Origin of the sequence: Telluria sp. B2, assembly GCF_051789535.1 — a bacterium.
In the GTDB taxonomy this organism is placed as follows: domain Bacteria; phylum Pseudomonadota; class Gammaproteobacteria; order Burkholderiales; family Burkholderiaceae_D; genus Telluria.
The window spans coordinates 2,448,620-2,467,634 of sequence record NZ_CP196525.1 but is presented as its reverse complement, the minus strand read 5'-3'; the positions used below and the strand labels follow the sequence as shown (position 1 = coordinate 2,467,634).

General features: G+C 67.6%; 15 protein-coding genes. 7 read left to right on the top strand and 8 right to left on the bottom strand.

Features of this window, described 5'->3' with window-relative positions; translation table 11 throughout:
- The first annotated feature begins 3 nt into the window (after nucleotides 1-3).
- From ACSUZJ_RS11005 to ACSUZJ_RS10990, 4 genes are all read left to right on the top strand, one after another.
- A complete protein-coding gene (locus ACSUZJ_RS11005; protein WP_499416026.1) occupies nucleotides 4-2,595 on the top strand; it encodes a [protein-PII] uridylyltransferase in 2,592 nt (863 codons plus the stop codon).
- A gap of 28 nt (nucleotides 2,596-2,623) precedes the next feature.
- On the top strand, nucleotides 2,624-3,370 hold the full coding sequence (locus tag ACSUZJ_RS11000) for a pseudouridine synthase (protein WP_499416024.1): 747 nt from the start codon (nucleotides 2,624-2,626) through the stop codon (nucleotides 3,368-3,370).
- Nucleotides 3,371-3,947: 577 nt separating this feature from the next.
- Entirely contained in the window at nucleotides 3,948-4,796 is an 849-nt protein-coding gene (locus tag ACSUZJ_RS10995; RefSeq protein WP_499416022.1) for a phosphate/phosphite/phosphonate ABC transporter substrate-binding protein, read from the top strand.
- A gap of 10 nt (nucleotides 4,797-4,806) precedes the next feature.
- Nucleotides 4,807-7,641, top strand: a complete 2,835-nt coding sequence (locus tag ACSUZJ_RS10990; protein ID WP_499416020.1) for a sensor domain-containing protein — start codon at nucleotides 4,807-4,809, stop codon at nucleotides 7,639-7,641.
- 40 nt (nucleotides 7,642-7,681) lie between these two features.
- Here ACSUZJ_RS10990 and ACSUZJ_RS10985 read toward each other — a convergent pair whose 3' ends face one another.
- On the bottom strand, nucleotides 7,682-9,115 hold the full coding sequence (locus ACSUZJ_RS10985) for a hydroxysqualene dehydroxylase (protein WP_499416018.1): 1,434 nt from the start codon (nucleotides 9,113-9,115) through the stop codon (nucleotides 7,682-7,684).
- Nucleotides 9,116-9,338: 223 nt separating this feature from the next.
- Between ACSUZJ_RS10985 and ACSUZJ_RS10980 the strand changes: the two genes are divergently transcribed.
- Together ACSUZJ_RS10980 and ACSUZJ_RS10975 are read left to right on the top strand one after the other, a co-directional pair.
- Complete coding sequence (locus ACSUZJ_RS10980; RefSeq protein WP_499416513.1) at nucleotides 9,339-10,796, top strand: peptide MFS transporter; 1,458 nt, start codon at nucleotides 9,339-9,341, stop codon at nucleotides 10,794-10,796.
- 59 nt (nucleotides 10,797-10,855) lie between these two features.
- The gene (locus ACSUZJ_RS10975; protein ID WP_499416016.1) at nucleotides 10,856-11,425 is read left to right on the top strand and encodes a GNAT family N-acetyltransferase; all 570 of its coding nucleotides are present in this window, start codon (nucleotides 10,856-10,858) and stop codon (nucleotides 11,423-11,425) included.
- Here ACSUZJ_RS10975 and ACSUZJ_RS10970 read toward each other — a convergent pair.
- Genes ACSUZJ_RS10970 through ACSUZJ_RS10960 form a run of 3 tightly spaced genes read right to left on the bottom strand, consistent with a single transcriptional unit; the run spans nucleotide 11,382 to nucleotide 14,647 of the window.
- Nucleotides 11,382-12,731 carry a hybrid sensor histidine kinase/response regulator gene (locus tag ACSUZJ_RS10970; protein ID WP_499416014.1) on the bottom strand — a complete coding sequence of 450 codons (1,350 nt, stop codon included), beginning with the start codon at nucleotides 12,729-12,731 and terminating at the stop codon, nucleotides 11,382-11,384. The two genes, ACSUZJ_RS10975 and ACSUZJ_RS10970, sit on opposite strands and share 44 nt — an antisense overlap.
- Nucleotides 12,732-12,742: 11 nt before the next feature.
- A complete protein-coding gene (locus ACSUZJ_RS10965; protein WP_499416012.1) occupies nucleotides 12,743-14,212 on the bottom strand; it encodes a DUF7125 family protein in 1,470 nt (489 codons plus the stop codon).
- The gene (locus ACSUZJ_RS10960; protein WP_499416010.1) at nucleotides 14,213-14,647 is read right to left on the bottom strand and encodes a hypothetical protein; all 435 of its coding nucleotides are present in this window, start codon (nucleotides 14,645-14,647) and stop codon (nucleotides 14,213-14,215) included.
- A 227-nt stretch (nucleotides 14,648-14,874) separates the two neighbouring features.
- On the opposite strand from ACSUZJ_RS10960, the gene ACSUZJ_RS10955 reads away from it, so the two are divergent.
- Nucleotides 14,875-16,632 (top strand): DUF885 domain-containing protein, encoded by a 1,758-nt coding sequence (locus ACSUZJ_RS10955; protein WP_499416008.1) that lies wholly within the window; start codon nucleotides 14,875-14,877, stop codon nucleotides 16,630-16,632.
- 54 nt (nucleotides 16,633-16,686) lie between these two features.
- Here ACSUZJ_RS10955 and ACSUZJ_RS10950 read toward each other — a convergent pair whose 3' ends face one another.
- From ACSUZJ_RS10950 to galU, 4 genes are read right to left on the bottom strand one after another with little or no spacing between them, the layout of a single operon-like run.
- Nucleotides 16,687-17,055 carry a SpoIIAA family protein gene (locus ACSUZJ_RS10950; RefSeq protein WP_499416006.1) on the bottom strand — a complete coding sequence of 123 codons (369 nt, stop codon included), beginning with the start codon at nucleotides 17,053-17,055 and terminating at the stop codon, nucleotides 16,687-16,689.
- Entirely contained in the window at nucleotides 17,052-17,582 is a 531-nt protein-coding gene (locus tag ACSUZJ_RS10945; RefSeq protein ID WP_499416004.1) for a hypothetical protein, read from the bottom strand. The genes ACSUZJ_RS10950 and ACSUZJ_RS10945 overlap by 4 nt, the downstream gene beginning before the upstream one ends.
- Nucleotides 17,579-18,115 carry a peptide deformylase gene (gene def, locus ACSUZJ_RS10940; RefSeq protein WP_499416002.1) on the bottom strand — a complete coding sequence of 179 codons (537 nt, stop codon included), beginning with the start codon at nucleotides 18,113-18,115 and terminating at the stop codon, nucleotides 17,579-17,581. The genes ACSUZJ_RS10945 and def overlap by 4 nt, the downstream gene beginning before the upstream one ends.
- The gene (galU, locus tag ACSUZJ_RS10935) at nucleotides 18,102-18,998 is read right to left on the bottom strand and encodes a UTP--glucose-1-phosphate uridylyltransferase GalU (protein WP_499416000.1); all 897 of its coding nucleotides are present in this window, start codon (nucleotides 18,996-18,998) and stop codon (nucleotides 18,102-18,104) included. Before galU ends, def begins: the two co-directional genes overlap by 14 nt.
- Nucleotides 18,999-19,015: the final 17 nt, after the last annotated feature.

Here is a 19,015-nt window from a genome sequence, read left to right as displayed (position 1 = left end):
GCCATGACCGCCGTGCTGCTCGATGAGGCCAGGCCCGCACTGAGGCAGCGCCTGAAGGCCGAACGCCAGGCGCTGTTCGAGCGCTTCCGGCGCGACGACCGGCCCGAGAAGCTGTTGCGCAGCCTGCGCCGCTGCGTCGACGGCATCCTGGTCGAGGCCTGGCGCGCGGCCGCCCTGCCGGCGAATACCGCCCTGGTGGGCGTGGGCGGCTACGGGCGCGGCGAGCTGTTCCCGCATTCCGACGTCGACGTCCTGATCCTGCTCGGCGCCCCGCCCGACGCGGCCACCCGGACCAGGCTGGAACACCTGGTCCAGCTCTTGTGGGACCTGGGGCTGGAAATCGGCCACAGCATCCGCACGGTCGACGAATGCCTGGTCGAATCCGCCGCCGACATCACGGTCCAGACCAGCCTGCTGGAGGCGCGCCTGGTGAGTGGCGACGCCGCCCTGTTCGCCCAGCTCCAGAAGCGCTACCGCGAGGCGCTCGACCCGCGCGCCTTCTTCCAGGCCAAGACCGCCGAGATGCGCCTGCGCCACGCGAAATACGAGTACACGGCCTTCGCGCTGGAGCCGAACTGCAAGGAGAGCCCGGGCGCCCTGCGCGACCTGCAGGTAATCCTGTGGGTGGCGAAAGCGGCCGGCCTGGCGAACTCCTGGGGCCAACTGGCCACGCGCGGCCTGGTCACGCGCGTGGAGGCGCGCCAGCTGATGGAAAAAGAGCGCGCCTTCAAGGACATCCGCGTGCGCCTGCACCTGCAGACGGGCCGGCGCGAGGACCGCCTGCTGTTCGACGTCCAGACCGCGATCGCCGAATCGTTCGGCCTGGCCAGCGATGCGCCCGGTCCCGGCGCGCGGCGCGCCAGCGAATACCTGATGCAGCGCTACTACTGGGCCGCCAAGACGGTCACCCAGCTCAACACCATCCTGCTGCAGAACATCGAGGCGCAACTGTTCCCGCAGCCCTCGGTGCCGGTGCCGCTCGACGAGCGCTTCAACAACCGCTTCTACAACATCAACGGTTTCATCGACATCGCGCGCGACGACACCTTCGAGACCCATCCCTCGGCGGTGCTCGAGATTTTCGTCGCCATGACCGCGCATCCCGACATCAAGGGCATGACCGCGCGCACCATGCGCGCGCTCTGGCATGCGCGCAACCTGATCGACGAGGCTTTCCGCGCCGACCCGGCCAACAAGGCGCACTTCCTGCGCATCCTGAAGGCGCCGGTCGGCCTGGTGCACGCGCTGCGGCGCATGAACGATTTCGGCGTGCTGGGGCGCTACCTGCCGAATTTCCGCCGCATCGTCGGCCAGATGCAGCACGACCTCTTCCACGTCTACACGGTGGACCAGCACATCATGATGGTGGTGCGTAACCTGCGCCGCTTCACGATGAGCGAACACGCCCACGAATACCCGTTCTGCAGCCAGCTAATCGCGAACTTCCGCGACCGCTGGCTGCTGTACGTGGCCGCCCTGTTCCACGACATCGCCAAGGGCCGCGGCGGCGACCATTCCGAACTCGGGCGCGTCGACGCCTTCGCGTTCTGCCGCGACCATGGCTTATCGGAAGACGACACCGAACTGGTCGTCTTCCTGGTCGAGCAGCACCTGACCATGTCGCAGGTGGCCCAGAAGCAGGACCTGTCGGACCCGGACGTGATCCAGGCCTTTGCCAACGTGGTCAAGGACGAGCGCCACCTGACCGCGCTCTACCTCCTGACCGTGGCCGACATCCGCGGCACCAGCCCGAAGGTCTGGAACGCCTGGAAGGCCAAGCTGCTGGAAGACCTGTACCGCATCACCCTGCGCGTGCTCGGAGGCGAGCCGCACTCGACCGACCGCGAACTGCGCATGCGCCAACAGGAGGCCCTGGCCACGCTGCGCCTGTTCGGGCTGCCGAGCGACGCCCACGAGGCGCTCTGGGACCAGCTCGACGTCGTCTACTTCCTGCGCCACGACGCCTCCGACATCGCCTGGCAGACGCGCTGCCTGCACGACAAGATGAAAAGCGCGAAGCCCGTGGTGAAGGCGCGCCTGGCGCCGATCGGCGAAGGCCTGCAGGTGACGGTCTACATCAAGGACCAGCCCGACCTGTTCGCGCGCATCTGCAGCTATTTCGACCGCAAGAACTTCAGCATCCTCGACGCCAAGATCCACACCACGCGCGACGGCTATGCGCTCGACACCTTCCTCGTCACCGAGGAAAACTTCGCCAAGCACTATCGCGACATCATCAGCCTGATCGAGCACGAGCTGTGCGCGCTGCTGCTGTCAGGCGCGCCGCTGCCGGCGCCGACGCGCGCCCGCCTGTCGCGCCTGTCGCGCCACTTCCCGATCACGCCCACCGTCGACCTGAGGCCGGACGAGCGGGGCCAGCACTACCTGCTTTCGATCGCCGCCCACGACCGCACCGGCCTGCTGTATGCGATCGCCAACGTGCTGACGCGCTACCGCATCAATCTGCACACCGCCAAGATCATGACCCTGGGCGAACGCGTCGAGGACGTGTTCCTGATCGACGGCCCCAACCTGAACAACCCGCGCGTGCAGGTCCAGCTCGAGACCGAGCTGCTCGACGCGCTGGCCATCTGATTTTTTCTCTTTTTTTTGTTTTTGCCTTATGACCGAACCGCTCCGCCTGTCCAAACGTATGTCCGAACTCGGCCTGTGCTCGCGCCGCGAAGCCGATGAATGGATCGCCCGGGGCTGGGTGCGGGTCGACGGCAAGGTCGTCTCCGAACTGGGCAGCAAGGTGCTGCCTTCCCAGCGCATCACGGTCGAGCGCCAGGCCGCGGCCGAGCAGTCCAAGCGCGTGACCATCCTGGTCAACAAGCCGGTCGGCTATGTCAGCGGCCAGGCCGAAGACGGCTACACCCCGGCGGTTGCCCTGATCAAGCCGGAGAACCGCTGGGCCGAGGACCCGTCCGAGGAGAACTTCCATCCGACCCAGCTGCGTTCGCTGGTGCCTGCCGGCCGCCTCGACATCGACTCGGTCGGCCTGCTGGTGCTGACCCAGGACGGCCGCATCGCCAAGCAGCTGATCGGCCAGGACACCTCGATCGAGAAGGAATACCTGGTGCGCGTGCAGTACACCAGGCCGGGGAAGTTGCCCGACAGCGACCTCAAGAAGCTGAACCACGGCCTCTGGATGGACGGCAAACCGCTGCTGCCGGCCAAGGTGCGCTGGCAGAACGAGGACCAGCTCAGCTTTACCCTGCGCGAAGGGAAGAAGCGCCAGATCCGCCGCATGTGCGAGATGGTCGGCCTGAAGGTCGTGGGCCTGAAGCGCGTGCGCATCGGCCGCGTCAAGCTGGGCGAACTGCCGCAGGGCCAGTGGCGCTACCTGCGGCCGGACGAGCAGTTCTGAGCCAGCCGCGACCAGTCTCCCCTGGCCGCAGCGTGAACGGCTGCACCCGCAGCACCGGTGCCTGCGCCGCGCGCGTGCACGCGGTGCTCCCGACGCCGCGACCGTGCGGGATGGCCCTGGCGAGCCTCCCCCTGGCTTCGTGATCGCGCCGGGCAATGTCGTTGCCAACGAACGATGGCTGGGCGGCGCACACGCACGATTTCTCACCCGGCAGGCTGATGCCTGCCGCCTTTACCGCGTCGGCGCGCCGACGATCTCCCGGTCACGCGTTTTCACCCTGCCAATCCCCCCGTTGACCTGACGCGCATGGACCGGCGAAACCGGGCAAGCGCGCACGGGCTGGCCCCTGCCGCCACGTTCGAGGCCACCGTCCCGGCCACATGCCGACTGCCGGCATCGGCCCGCGCATCGACACCACACCGGCAGCCTGCCTGGCAGCACACGCCACAGCCCGGTTCCAAAACTGCAATGTTAAAATATTGCTCACAAGCATTGTCTGTACGAAATATGTTATAGTCATTTTACGGGTGCACTCCCCTGCATTCCCGTGCCTCTCGACTCCCTCACCCCCAATATCATGCGTACGATCCTCCGCGCAGGCCTCGCCCTGCTCCTGTCTTCGTTGCTTTCTAGCAACAGCGTGGCCGCCGAGCCCCCGACCTACAACTTCTCGCCGGTCAACCAGTACAACCTGCAGGTCTCGGCCAGTTTCTGGAATCCGATCGTGCGCTATGTGTCGAGCAAGAGCGGCGTGCGCCTGAATCTGAAGCTCGGCCGCACATCGGCCGACACCACCAGCTATGTACTGGCCAAGGAAGTCGACTTCGCCTTCACCAACCACCTGTTCAGCCCCGAGCGCAGCAAGATGGGCTGGACCGTGTTCGGCCGCCGCAATGCCGAACCCGTGCGCGCCCAGATCGTCGTTCCCGCCGACTCCCCGATCCGGCACCTGGCCGACCTGGCCAACAGCACCGTTGTCTTCCCGGGACCGGAAGCGCTGATCGCCTACAAGGTGACCTATGCCCAGCTGCTGCGCCAGAACGTGCCGGTGACGGTGGCGTTTGCCGGCAACATGGACGCCGCCTTCACCCAGCTCTTCAGCGGCCGCGCCAGGGCGGCGGGCGCGAACTCGCAACTGGTGCAGAACTACGCCGGACGCGAGGACAAGCGCTTCCGCATCCTGTGGAGCTCGGCTCCGTTCAACGACCTGGCGCTGATGGCCTCGCCGCGCGTACCGGCCGCGCAGGTGCGCGCCGTCGCCGACGCCTTCCTCAACATGCACCGCGACCCGGAAGGACGCAAGATCCTCGAGGCGTCGTCGGAACTGGTCCACGCGCCCGAGCTGCTGTCCTTCGTGCCTGCCAGCGATGCGGACTATGCGGCCTACCTCAGGTTCTACCAGGCCGCTCCGGCCGAACTGCGCTGAGCCTGCCGCGATGTTCAAGCGTCTCCACCTGTTCCTGTTGCCGCGCTCGCTCGTGGGCCGCGTGTTCACGCTCTTCGCGCTGAGCATGCTGGTCTTCGTCGGCGTCGGCCTGGGCATGTTCTACCGCCACCAGTACCTCCAGCATATCGAGGAGACCCAGGACGCGGCCAATACCCTGGTCGAGGTCGCGTCCCAGGCGGTCGAGGACAGCGCCCTGATCGGCGACTACGACACCGTCAAGCGCACCCTTGCCACGATGATGGTGCAGTCGCCGTTTCGCAGCGCCGTCTTCATCGACCTGGGCGGCGGCGTGATCCGTGTGAACGCACAGGCCGAAGAGGGCAACGCCCCGGCCCCGGACTGGCTCACGCGCCGCGTCGGGCGCGAGCTGTTCGACGTCAACCGCGTGGTCACGGTCGGCGGCAAGGACTACGGCGTGCTGCGCCTTTCCTTCGACGAGCGCAAGCTCGCCGCGCAACTGTGGACCCTGCTGCTGCAGTCGGCCGGCCTGGCCGCGGTCGTCCTCGCGGCCAGCCTGGCGCTGGCGCGCTACCTGCTGGCGCGCTGGCTCGAAAACCTCGGGCGCCTGCGCTTCTACGGCGACCAGGACGCCGGCGCCGAGGCGGCATTGAGCGCCAGCGCCCCGCTCGAGATCCGCGAGGCGATCCAGGCCGTCAACCGCAGCGCCGCCAGCATGCGCGACCAGTACGGCCAGCGCATCGCCGAACTGATGAATTCCCTGGTCCAGCACAAGAGCGCGCTCGACCAGGCCGCCATCGTCTGCGAGGTCGACCGCGAGGGCCGCGTGACGGCGGTGAACGACCAGTTCGTGCGCCACTCGGGCTATGCGCGCGAGGAACTGGTCGGCGCCGAACTGGCGCGCGTCGGCGTGCCGCTGGCGCAGAGCAACCGCGGCTGGACGCCGTCGGACAATGTCTGGCGCGGCGAAGTGATGGTCCCGGCGCGCGATGGCGAACGCCAGTGGTACCGCACCGTCGTGCCGATCTTCGACAACGCGGGGGGCGTCGAAAAGTACATCTGCATCGACTTCGACATCACCGAACGCAAGCAATTCGAGGACGCGATCATCGACAACGGCAAGCGCCAGGGCCTGATCGCGCGCCTGGGACGCAAGGCGCTCGAATCCGGTCCGCTGCAGGAACTGTTCGAGATGGCCACCCAGGTCGCCTGCGAAGGCCTCCAGGTCAGTCACGCCGCCCTGTTCGGCTTCGACGCCGGTGCCGGCAGCGCAGCCCTGCAGGCCGGCCCCGGTTTTCCCGATGCCGTCGCCGGCACGCGCTTCGAATACGCCGCCGGTCCCGCCTCGGCCGAGCGCCTGGCGCGCTGGGGCGCCGACCTGCTCGGCCGGCAGGCCGCCGGCAGCAGCATCGAGGTCTGCATCGTCTGCCGCGACCGCCTGTACGGCGCACTCTGCGTCTATGCGCCCGAGGAGCGCACTTTCCAGGAGCACGAGGACGGCTTCCTGAACGCCCTGGCCAACATCCTCGCCACCGCGATCGAGCGCGAGGACGCGAAGAACCGCCTGACCTACCTGGCCCAGTACGACGCCCTGACCGGCCTGCCGAACCGGCACCGCCTGGCGAGCTGCCTGGAGGACGCGATCGCGGGCGCCGCCGCGCGGGGCCAGCGTGCCGGCGTGATGTTCATCGACCTCGACCGCTTCAAGAGCGTCAACGACATGATGGGGCACAGCGTCGGCGACGAACTCCTGGCCCAGGCCAGCCGCCGCCTGCAGGATTGCGCGCGCGCGGGCGACGTCGTGGCGCGCCTGGGCGGCGACGAATTCGCCGTGGTGCTGCCGCAGCTCGCAGGCCCGGCCGATGCGGAGGCGGTCGCCCAGCGCATCGTCGAAGCGCTGGCCCGGCCCTTCATGCTGCAAGGCCAGCAGCTGTTCGTGTCGGCCAGCGTCGGCATCGCCGGCTATCCGGAGGACGGCGCCTCCGCCTCGGCCCTGCTCAAGAGCGCCGACACGGCGATGTACAGCGCCAAGAACAGCGGCCGTAACAACTACCGCTTCTTCTTGGCCGAGATGCACGAGACCGCCACCCGGCGCCTGCAGATCGAGACCGACCTGCACCTGGCGCTCGAGCGCGGCGAGTTCGAGCTGCACTACCAGCCCAAGCTGCGCCTGGACAGCGGCGCGGTCAGCGGCTTCGAGGCCCTGCTGCGCTGGCGCCACCCGGAACGCGGGCTGGTGTCGCCGCTCGAATTCATCTCGATCCTGGAAGACACCGGCATGATCCTGCCGGTCGGCGAATGGGTGATTGCCGACGTGTGCCGCCAGCTGCGCGAATGGTCCGCCACGCTCGATCAGGTGCCGCCGGTGGCGATCAACCTGTCGGCGCGCCAGCTGGCGCACGCCGGCCTGCCCGAGACCGTGCGCGCCATCGTCGCCGCGGCCGGCATCGATCCGCGCCTCCTGGAGTTCGAACTGACCGAATCGATGCTGATGGCCGACCCCGAAGCGGCGGTGGCGATCCTGTCGGACCTGAAGGCCCAGGGCATGCGCCTGTCGGTCGACGACTTCGGCACCGGCTACTCGAGCCTGGCCTACCTGAAGCGCTTCCCGCTGGACGCGCTGAAGATCGACCGCACGTTCGTGCGCGACCTGCCGGCCGACAGCGACGACGCCGCCATCACCAAGGCAGTGATCAGCCTGGCGCACAGCCTGAACCTGAAGGTGGTCGCCGAAGGCGTCGAGACGGTCGGCCACCTGCGCGCGCTGGAAGCCTACCAGTGCGACGAGATCCAGGGCTACTACATCAGCAAACCGCTGCCGGCGCATGCCTGCTTGACGCTGCTGGCCGAGCGGGCGGCGGCCTGAGCTGCCCGCGCAGACCCTGCATGGCGGCGCAGGCAAGGCCTCAGGGCTGCCCCTTCGGCCTGCGCGCCGCCAGCCGCCGCACGATCCCCGCGAAGCCATCGTACATGCGCGCCTCGATCGCCAGCCGTTCGGGCCGGCCCAGGTCCTCCAGTACCACTTCGGCCGCCAGCGCGCCCGACTTGACCGCCCCCTCCATCGTGCACGGCATGCGCGTGGCGGTCCAGTCGCCGGCCAGCACCAGTCCCGGCAAGGGAGTGCGCTGGGGCGGCCGGCGCTCCTCGAAACCGACCAGCGGACAGGGAATGGCCATCGGCACGCGGTGCACGCGCGCATGAAGCAGGCGCGCCCGGCCGGCCTCGGGCGCGAACTCGGCCAGCTCCGCCACGGTGGCGCGCACGATGGCTTCGTCATCCATGTGCTCGGCGCGGTGGCTGTAGATGATGTTGCTGGCGATGACCGTCGGCCTTCCGTCCCAGCCATGGCGGATCTGGCTCAGGTCGTAGAAGTCGTAATTGAGTCGTTGGGGCGACCACAGGTGGGAGGTGAAGCGCTCGGCCTTGACGTCGCGGTCGAACCACAGGTAGCAACAGATATACGGGCTCGGCTCGAACCAGTCCAGGTGCGCAAAGACGCCCGCGCGGCGCCAGGCCGGCGGCAGGAGCGGCGCCAGCGCCTGCGGCGGCAGCGCGCTGACAACGACATCCGCGGCCAGGCGCGTGCCGTCGCCCAGCAGCACGGCGTCGACCCGGCCGTCTCCGCACAGGGCGCGCGCAGCCGTGCCGGTCAGCACCCGCCCGCCCGCAGCCTCGACCAGGCGCGTCGCCTGCAGCGTGTAGAGCTCGCCCAGCCCGACCGCCGCGAAACCGAAGTGCAGGCCCCGGTAACCGCTCAGTTGGGCATGGATGCGCATCAGCGCGGCGGCGGAACAGCGTTCGAGCGGCACATTGGTCACCACCATCGAGGCAAAGCGCCACCACCAGTCGATCATGCGCTCGCTGACGCCCTGGCTGCGGAAGAAGTCGAGCGCGCCGATGCGGTCCAGCTCGGGCACCTGCTCCTCGCCGAAACGCATGCCGCGCCAGCCGGTCTTCATCATCGACAGGTAGTCGCGCGCCGACAGGCCGGGCACGCACAGCATGCTCGGCATCAGCGACAGCGGCGCAGGCAGCGGCGCATGGACCAGGGCACGCGGGTCCGGCTTGCAGGCCAGCGTCAGGACCTTCTTCGGCTGCCAGGTGATCAGGTGCGAGCTGCCGAGCCGGGCCAGGAAGCCGAGCATGTTGTGGTACTCGGAATGGAAGATGTGCGGGCCGATGTCGACGCTGTCGCCGCTCGCCTCGTCGCGCCAGCTCGACGCCCTTCCGCCCAGCCTGTCGGCCGCTTCCAGCACGGTTACCGCAATTCCGCGTTCGGCCAGCGCCACCGCGCAGGACAGCCCGGCCAGGCCGCCTCCCAACACCACCGCTGTCGTCATCGATCGTCCTTGTTCTTCTCCCCTGGCGCCAGTCTAGGCGAGCAGGCTGGGCCTTCGGTACGGACACCCACATAGGGAGACAAGGCGACTTTCAGCATTGCATCTTGCGTTGTCGTGGCGTAGCATGCAACGCTTGCGCCGGCCACGAGCCGGGCGCGAGTTCATCCAACAAGGAGAGAAATTGAAAACGGAAATCCTGCCGTACAGCCAGACCCGCTCGTTCATGACGGTGGCGCTGATCGAACTGTGGGAGCGCTTCGGCTATTACGGCATGCAGGCGCTCATCGTCTACTTCATGGTGCAGCGCATCGGCTTCGAAGACAGCCGCGCCAACCTGGTCTGGGGCGCCGCGGCGGCCCTGATCTACGTCGCGCCGGCCATCGGCGGCTGGATCGGCGACAAGGTGCTCGGCACCCGCCGCTGCATGGTCCTCGGCGGCATCATCCTGACCCTCGGCTACGCCCTGATGGCGGTGCCGACCGAAAACACCTGGTTCCTGTTCTCGGCCCTGGGCGTGATCGTGGTCGGCAACGGCCTGTTCAAGCCGAACACCGCCAACCTGGTGCGCAAGATCTATGAAGGCGACGACTCGAAGATCGACAGCGCCTTCACCATCTACTACATGGCCGTCAACGTCGGCTCGACCATCTCGATGCTGGCCACTCCGGCGATCAAGGACTATGTCAACGCCACCTACGGCAACGAACTGGGCTGGCACGTGGCCTTCGCCGTCTGCAGCGTCGGCCTGGTGGTCGGCCTGTTGACCGTGATGATGATGCGCGCCACCATCCGCCACGTCGGTTCCCAGCCGGACGAACTGCCGCTGGACATGGGCAAGCTCGGCATGGTGTTGGCGGGCGGCGTGGTCGCCGTCGGCGTCTCGGCCTTGATCCTGCAGTACCAGAGCCTGGCGCGCATCTTCGTCTACCTGGCCGGCATCGTAGTGCTGGGCATCTTCGCGCACCTGATCAGGAAGAGCGTGCCGAGCGAGCGCGCCGGCCTGATCGCGGCGCTGATCCTGACCCTGCAGACCGTGTTCTTCTTCATCTTCTACCAGCAGATGTCGACCTCGCTGTCGCTGTTCGCGCTGCGTAACGTCGACCTCGAATTTACCGTGCTGGGCAGCCACCTGTGGACCTGGTCGCCGGCCCAGTTCCAGGCCCTGAACGCGATCTGGATCATGGTGCTGAGCCCGGTCCTGGCATTCATGTACGCACGCGCCGGCCGCACCGGCTCCGATCTCTCGATCGCCGGCAAGTTCGCCCTGGGCTTCTCGGTGGTGGCGCTCGGCTTCTTCACCTACGGCTTCGCCGGCTCCTTCGCCGTGAATGGCCTGACCTCGTCGTGGATCATGATCGCCGGCTACGGCCTGTATTCGCTGGGCGAGCTGCTGGTCTCGGGCCTGGGCCTGGCGATGGTCGCGCGTTACGTCCCGGCCCGCATGGGCGGCTTCATGATGGGCGCCTATTTCGTGGCCACCGGCATCTCGCAGTACCTGGGCGGCGTGGTCGCCAACCTGGCCAGCGTCCCGCAAGGCATGACCGACCCGCTGCAGACCCTGCCGATCTACACCAGCCTGTTCAACAAGCTGGGCATCGCCGCCGTGGCCTGCACCCTGATCGCGCTGGCCGTGCTGCCGATGATGCGGCGCCTGACCGCCACCCACCACGCGCACCAGTAAGCGCTCGAGGTGATCGAAGGGCCGGCTTGCCGGCCCTTTTCTTTTCGACGAGAGGAAGCATGACCATACTGACGACCGCACGCCTGCGCCTGGAACCCTTCGGCGACCATCACCTCGAGGGCCTGCACGCGATGAACCGCCTGCCCGAGGTGATGCGCTTCATCACCGGCAAGCCGGAAACCCTGGAACAGACCCGCGCCGCCATCGAACTGGTGAAGGGACGCTGGGGCCGGTACGGCTTTTCGTGGTGGGCCTTCGTCGAGCGGGACACGGAACGCGTGATCGGCGCCGGCTGCATCCAGTACCTGGGGCGCGATCCGGCCAATCCGCACGAGATCGGCTGGCGCCTGGTGCCGGACAAATGGGGCCAGGGCTATGCATCGGAGGCGGCGCGCGCCATGGCGGCGTTCGCCTTCGACACCCTGGACGCGCCCCTGCTGTGCGCCGTGTGCAAGGCCGGGAACCTGGATTCGGCCAAGGTCATGCTGCGCCTGGGGATGCGCTACCGCGGCGAGGAAAGCTGGTACGACAGCCCGCACGCGGTCTACGAGATGACGCGCGCCGAGTGGCAGGCGATGCCGCCCGCTAGCGGCGCGCCGCGACCAGCGCCAGCAGCGCCTCGGGGGTGACCGGCTTGACCAGGTAATGGTCGAAGCCGGCGGCCAGGGCACGCGTGCGGTCTTCGGCCTGGCCATAGCCGGACAGGCCGATCGCCACCGGCTGCGCCGGCTTGTTCGATGCGCGCAGCGCGGAGAGCACCTCGAGTCCGTCCATGCCGGGCAGGCCGATGTCGCACACGACCACGTCGAAGTCATGGGCCATCAGGGCCTCGAGACCGGCGCCGCCATCATGGGCGATCGCCACCTGGTGCCCTTCCATGTCCAGGAAGGCCTTCAGGGTTTCGGCGGCGTCCACGTTGTCCTCGATGAGCAGGATGCGGCAGCGCCCCGTTTCCTGCACTGCCGCGGCCTCGACCGGCGGCTCGGCATTTTCCAGCGCGCACAGCGGCAGGCGCACCACGAAGCGGCTGCCCTGGCCGAGTCCGTCGCTCTCGGCCTTTACTGTCCCGCCGTGCATCGACACCAGGTTGCGCACCACGTTCAGGCCGACACCGAGGCCGCCTTCGGAGCGGGCCAGCGAGCGCGGTCCTTGGGTAAAGAGGTCGAAGATGTGCGGCAGGACTTCGGGCGCGATGCCGGTGCCGTTGTCGCGCACCGAGACGATGACCTCATGGTCCTCGACCATGACATCGACGTCGATCTTGCCGTCGTCCCCGGTATACTTCGAGGCGTTGCCGATCAGGTTGGTGAACACCTGGGTCAGGCGCACGCGGTCGCCACGCACCCCGAGCGGGTCCGGCGGGACGTTCAGGAACAGGTGCTGGCCGCGCTCGCGAATGCGCGGCAGCACGGTCTCGAGCGCCTGGTCGATCGCGCGCGAGACCGGCATCGGCTCCAGGTTCAGGGTGATCTTGCCGCTGCTGATGCGCGCCGCGTCGAGCAGGTCGTCGAGCAGGCGCGCCATGTGGTCGACCTGGCGCCGGATGACCCTGGAAAAGTTAAGCAGCTGGGGCGTCGCGTTCGCCGAGCGTTCCAGCAGCATCGCCGACATGCTGATCGGCACCAGCGGGTTGCGCAGCTCGTGGGCCAGCATGGCCAGGAACTCGTTCTGGCGCCGGTTGGCGGCCTCGGCGTCGTCGCGCGAACCCTGGGCATTGATGGCCGCCAGCACCAGGTGCTCGTTGGCCTCGCGCAGGCGGGCGACGCTGCGCTCGAGCGCTTCCTTGTCGCGCACGGCCTCGCGCAGGCGCGCCAGTTCGCTTTCGAGACTGCCGATATGACGCAGCAGCGCCGCCGTATAGGCGTCCTGGCCGAGCGCGGCCGGGTCGGTGTTCAGGGAACGCTGCATGGAGCCTTTGTCGTCTTCGTGAAACATTCCCTCATCTCCTATCTACCCGGCTGGCGCGGCGACGGCCGCCCGGTCAAGATCCCGTCGAGGTGGGTCGGGTGGTCGTCGACGTCCAGGCCGTCGTCCGTGATCTGGTATTCGCGCAGGTCGTGGCTGTGTCCGCTGCCGCGCACCTTGACCACGGACATGAACTTGCGCAGGCTGCCGTCCACCTCGGCATAGCGCAGGGCAAGCACCGCGTCGGCCAGGTAGGCGATATTCGCCTGGCTCAGGCGCAGCTCAATGAAGCTGTCGTCCAGCCCGGTGGTGACGAGGGTACTCACGCCCTGCTTGGCAACCACCGCCAGCATGCGGAACACGGCCTGGCGCAGGTCGGCATGGAATTCCGGCGCCATGTACAGCGCGAACTCGGACAACGAGTCGATCACCAGCCGGGTCGCGCCCGTGCGCTGCAGGGTGTCCTGGAGCTCGTCGATCAGTTCGTCCACGGTCAGGTCGAGCATGCGGCTTTCCACGACCGTCACGCGGCCATCCTGCACCAGCTCGGCCAGCTCGGCATTGCGCAGGCGCGCCGTGCCCTTCTCGAAGAACATGGCCACGCCCTTCTCCCCCTGGCGCGCACCTTCCTGCAGGAACCTGGTCCCGAGGATGGTCTTGCCCGCGCCGGTCGGGCCCACGACCAGCATGGTATGGCCCTGCGGCAGGCCGCCGTGCAGCAGCGCGTCGAGCCCGGCCACGCCGGTCGAGATGCGGCGCGGGTCGCGGTCGACCGGGTTGCCCGGCAGGCGGTCGGCGGCCAGCGGCGGCAGCACGCGCGGATACACGCGCAGGCCGTCGCCCGTGATGCGGAAATTGTGCGATCCCGCGAGGTGCGGATGGCCGCGCATCTTCACCACGCGCATCTTGCGCACCACGGTGCTGTGCTCGTGCGCCTGGGTCAGCGAAAACATGCCGTCGGCCACCGTCATGATCGGGTTGGCTTCCGGGTCGGCATGCATGTATTCGCCGATCAGGAAGGTCGTCGCCTGCCAGGTCGTCATCCGGGTGCCGAGCTCCTGGATGAAGTATTGCAGGTCGGCCAGGCCCTCGTTGCCGCTCCTGGCGGTCTGGACCACCGAGCGGAAGGAGTCGACGAACACCAGCGAAGGCGAAAACGCCTCGACCTCGGCCATGATGCGCTCCAGCACGCCGCTGAAGTCGCCCTGGCGCAAGGTTTCGCCCAGGTTCACGTAGCGGATCGCCGGGCCGACCTTGGCCACGTCGAAGAAGGAAAACTGCTGCTGGTAGCGCAGCATCTTCAGCGGCGGTTCGCCCAGCACGGTGAAGAACAGCGCGCGCCGTTCGGGCGTGGCCAGCGAAAACATGATCTGGTGCGCAAGCGTGGTCTTGCCGCTGCCCGGCGGGCCCGCCACCAGGTTGAACGAAAACTCGGGCAGTCCCCCTTCCAGGAGAACATCCAGGCCGGGCACACCGGTGCTCAACAGGCCCAAGGCTACTTTGTCGCTCATTTACTTCTGCTCCTGTTCATGCTTCTGCCCGTCCCCGCCTTCCGTTGCGACGCGTAACAGCTGTTTCGTCAGCGCGTCACCGATCAGGGTGCGCAACTGCGCTGTAAAAGTGTCAAGCAGGGCGGCGCTCGCCTCTCCTGCATGCTCCGGTCCTGCCTCATTCAGGGTTCTGGTCAGGGACGCGAACAGGTCGCCCAGCGGGCGCGACGGGTCGCAGCGGCCAAGGAATTCGAATCTGGCGTTCGCCAGGCGCAGTGCCCGTCCGAAGAGCGCGCAAAAACCGCTCTCACCGATCAGCGGCGTCAGTTGCTCTCCCAGCCGCAGCCAGGGCTGCACCAGCGCGTCGACCTGTCGCCCATCCAGCGGCGCGTCGCTCTCGTTTCTTGTGTCGGCGGCCCGCGGCGACTGGGGCCGCCCGCCTTCTTGATGATCCATGCTCGCTGGTCAGCTGTCATTGTTGATTCGCACAGCGGCCGTTCGGCTGGCTGGCTGGCTGATCCTCGATTATAGGGGCAATGTGGACAATTTTTATAAACAATCATCGAAACGCGCGAAAACATTTTGCCGTGTTTTACAGAGAGAAAATCGTGGCCGCGCGCCATGGTCTGCGACATAATGCAAATTAGCAATTGTTGTGCAATCGAGAAGAGGATGGGGAGAACATGAAACACACGCTGGTCGCCGCCATGGTCGCGGCAGGAATCCTGATGACGACGAACGCCCACGCGGCCACCGCCAGGCCGGCGGCCGACGCCCGTTTCGAGGCCATCTACAAGGCCGAATGGAAGTGGCGCGTCGGCGAGCGCCTGGCCACCGACGAGGACGCGCGCGGCAACGTAAGCGCCGAACTGCCGCGCGTCGACGCGAAGACCCAGGAGGCGCGCCTGCAGCACTGGCAGGGCGTGCTGCGCCAGCTCGACGCCCTGAACGCCGCCGGCCTGTCCGCGGGCGAGCGCATCAACTACCAGGTCTACCGCGCCCAGATCGCCGCGTTTGTGGAGGAACTGCGCTTTCGCGAATACGAGCAGCCGGTCAACGCCGACAGCGCCTTCTGGACCGACGTGACCTACGGCGCGCGCCAGGCCTTCGCCAAGCGCGAGGACTACGCCAACTACCTGCGCCAGCTCGCCAGCTACCCGCGCTATTTCGACGAGCAGCTCGACAACATGCGCGCCGGCCTGGCGCGCGGCTTCACCCCGCCGAAGGTCACGCTCGCCGGACGCGACGCCGCCCTGGCCTCGGTCGTGAACGCGGCCCCGCAGGACACCGTGTTCTTCACCCCGTTCAAGAGCATGCCGGCCTCGATCCCGGCCGCGGAACAGGCGCAACTGAAAGAACAGGCCGTCGCCGCGATCCGCACCCAGGTGCAGCCCGCGTACGCGAAGGCGCTCGCCTTCATGCGCGAGGAGTACATGCCGAAGGCGCGCGAGGTGCTGGCGGCCGAGAGCCTGCCCGACGGCAAAGCCTATTACCAGTCGAAGATCGTCGAATTCACCACGACGCACCTGAGCGCCGACGAGATCCACCGCATCGGCCTGGCCGAGATGGCGAAGATCCGCGCCGAGATGGACGCGGTCATCCACCAGACCGGTTTTACGGGCGACTTTGCCGCCTTCCAGAATTTTCTCCGCACCGATCCGCGCTTCTACGCCAAGACCCCGGACGAACTCCTGATGCGCGCGGCCTGGGTGGCGAAGAAGTTCGACGCCAAGGCCGGCCAGTACTTCGGCTACCTGCCGCGCCAGCGCTTCGCCATTCGCCCGGTGCCCGACGACCAGGCGCCCTTCTATACTGCCGGCCGCGGCGGTCCCGGCGTCTACCTGGTCAACACCTACAATCTGCCGGCGCGCTCGCTGTACAGCCTGCCGGCGCTGACCCTGCACGAGTCGGCGCCCGGCCACGCCTTCCAGATGCCGGTCGCGCTGGAGCAGAAAGGCGTCCCGCCGTTCCGCAGAGCGTATATCTCCGCCTTCGGCGAAGGCTGGGCGCTCTACACCGAACGCCTCGGCACCGAGATGGGCATCTACGAGACGCCCTACGAAGTGTTCGGCATGCTGAGCTACCAGGCCTGGCGCGCCTCGCGCCTGGTGGTCGACACCGGCATCCACGCCAAGGGCTGGACCCGCGAGCAGGCCCAGGCCTACCTGCGCGAGAACACGGCGCTGTCCGACCACGAGGTCACCACCGAGGTCGACCGCTACATTTCCTGGCCGGGCCAGGCCCTGTCCTATTACCTGGGCCAGATGGCGATCATGGAAGCGCGCGCGAAAGCCGAGAAGGCGCTGGGCGAGAAGTTCGACATCCGCAACTTCCATGACACGATCCTGCAACTGGGGTCGGTGCCGCTGCCGGTGCTGAAGGACAGGATCGACCGTTTCATCGCGGAGGGTGGGAAGAGCCCGTATCCGAAGGAGGCGTGAGCGTTTGGCGGTCAGGCTTTTCGTAGGGTGGGCACAGGTGCCCACCCTACGATATCAGGCCCGCAACCAGGCCAGCGCGGCCTCGACATCGTCGTAGAACACCCTGTCCTCGCCCTCGAAGAAGGCGATGCGGGCGAGATAGGCGATGCGCGTGCCCGGCACCACGATGGCGCGGCGCAGTTTCAGCTCGCCGAGCTGGTCGTCGAGTTTCTGCTGCTCCAGCGCGAGTTCTGCTTCGGGCGCGATCATGGCGCGCGCGTCGTAGAGCACGCGGCGCAGGCCGGTCTCGTGCGCCAGCGCCAGCACGCGCTCCTGGCACAGGCGCAGCGCCTCCGCGGTCATGACGCCCTGCTGGACCACGCGCAGCACGTCCCCCGCCACCTCCACCGTCAGTCCGGACGGTGCGCCCGCCGCCTGCATCATTCGAATACCTTCAGTTTGAACTGCACGGAAATCCCGCCATACAACCGGTCCTTGTAGCTCGGAACGATGCCGATGTTGACGCCGACGCGCTCATGGTCGTAGGTCATGGTCGGGATCAGGGCGGGAAACCAGCCGCCGTCGCGCATCCTCGGATAGCCGTCGAAGGCGGCAAACGCCGCGCCCAGGCGCAGCGTGCCCAGCGCATACGGTTGCCAGAGCAGGCCCGCATAGGTCGACCATGCGCGGTCGCTGTTGCGGAAGCGGCCGGCGGTGGCGGCCATGGTGCCCGAGAAGCGGTATTCGGCGCCCAGCCCCTTGTTGTTGCCGTTCAGGTCCTCGCCCGTGTCGAAGTGGACAGTAAGGAAGCCCGAATCGATCCAGAATTCGCTCTTCGGCGCAGCCTCGATCGTCGTGAAGGGATTGTCGGCCTGCGCCAGCGGACTGGTCAGCAGCAGGGTCAGCATCAAGGTCAGCAGCAGGGCCAGGGCCGCCGCCGGGGTGCGGATCGTCGCTGCCTCAGGAATCAATCGTCCGCTCCGGGATCGAGGTCGGGAAACATCACCTCGGTGTAGCCGAAGCGGGAAAAATCCTTGATCCGCATCGGGTAGAGGATGCCGAGCAGGTGGTCGACCTCGTGCTGGACCACGCGCGCGTGGAAGCCCTCGACGTCGCGCCGGATCGGCTGGCCGGCCTGGTCGACGCCCTCGTAGCGCAGCCGGGTGTAGCGCGGCACGCTGCCGCGCAGGCCGGGAACCGACAGGCAGCCCTCGAAGCCCTCTTCCATCTCATCGGACAAGGGCGTCAGCACAGGGTTGAGCAGCACGGTTTCCGGCACCTGGGGCGCATCCGGGTAGCGCGGATTGCGCTTGAAGCCGAAGATCACCAGCTGCAGGTTGACGCCGATCTGCGGCGCCGCCAGGCCCGCGCCGTTGGCGGCATGCATGGTATCGAACATGTCGGCGATCAGGCTTTCCAGCTCGGGCGTGCCGAAGGCGCGCACCGGTTCGGCCACGCGCAGCAGGCGCGGGTCGCCCATCTTCAGGATCTCACGAACGGCCATGATCGTTCTCCCTGGCCAGCTGCGCGAGGAAATCGGCGAAGCCGGCGGCGGTTTCGGGATGCTTCAGTCCGATCGCGGCGGTGGCCTGCAGGTAGCCGAGCTTGGAGCCGCAATCGTAGCGCTGTCCCGCGTAGCGGTAAGCCAGCACGCGCTCGGCCTGCATCAGCGCGGCGATGCCGTCGGTGAGCTGGATCTCGCCGCCGCTGCCGGTTCCCAGGTTTTCCAGGTAGTCGAAGATCGCGCCGCTCAGCACATAGCGGCCGACCACGGCCAGGGTCGACGGCGCCTCCTCCGGCCGGGGCTTCTCGACGATGCCGGACACCAGCTCCAGGTCCTGCCGGTAGGGCGAGGCGCTGACAATGCCGTACTGGCGCGTGTTCGCGCGCGGCACGTCCTGCACCGCCAGCAGGCTGCACTTCTCATAGGCGTAGATCTCGGTCATCTGGGCCAGCACCGGCTTGCCGCCGTCCGCATCCATGAAGTCGTCGGCCAGCAGCACGGCGAAGGGCTCGTTGCCGACCACCGGGCGCGCGCACAGCACCGCGTGGCCCAGGCCCAGCGGCGCCGACTGGCGGATGTAGATGCAGGTGACGTTCTTCGGGATCACCTTGCGCACCACGTCCAGCAGCTCGCGCTTGTTGTGCGCTTCGAGTTCGGACTCGAGCTCGTAGGCCTTGTCGAAGTGGTCCTCGATGGCGCGCTTGTTGCGGCCGGTGATGAAGATCATCTCCGTGATGCCGGCCGCCACCGCCTCCTCGACCGCGTACTGGATCAGCGGCTTGTCGACGATGGGCAGCATTTCCTTCGGCTGCGCCTTGGTGGCGGGCAGGAAGCGGCTGCCCAGGCCCGCGACCGGGAAGACTGCCTTGCGAATCTGCGTCATCGTTCCTCTCCTTTGCG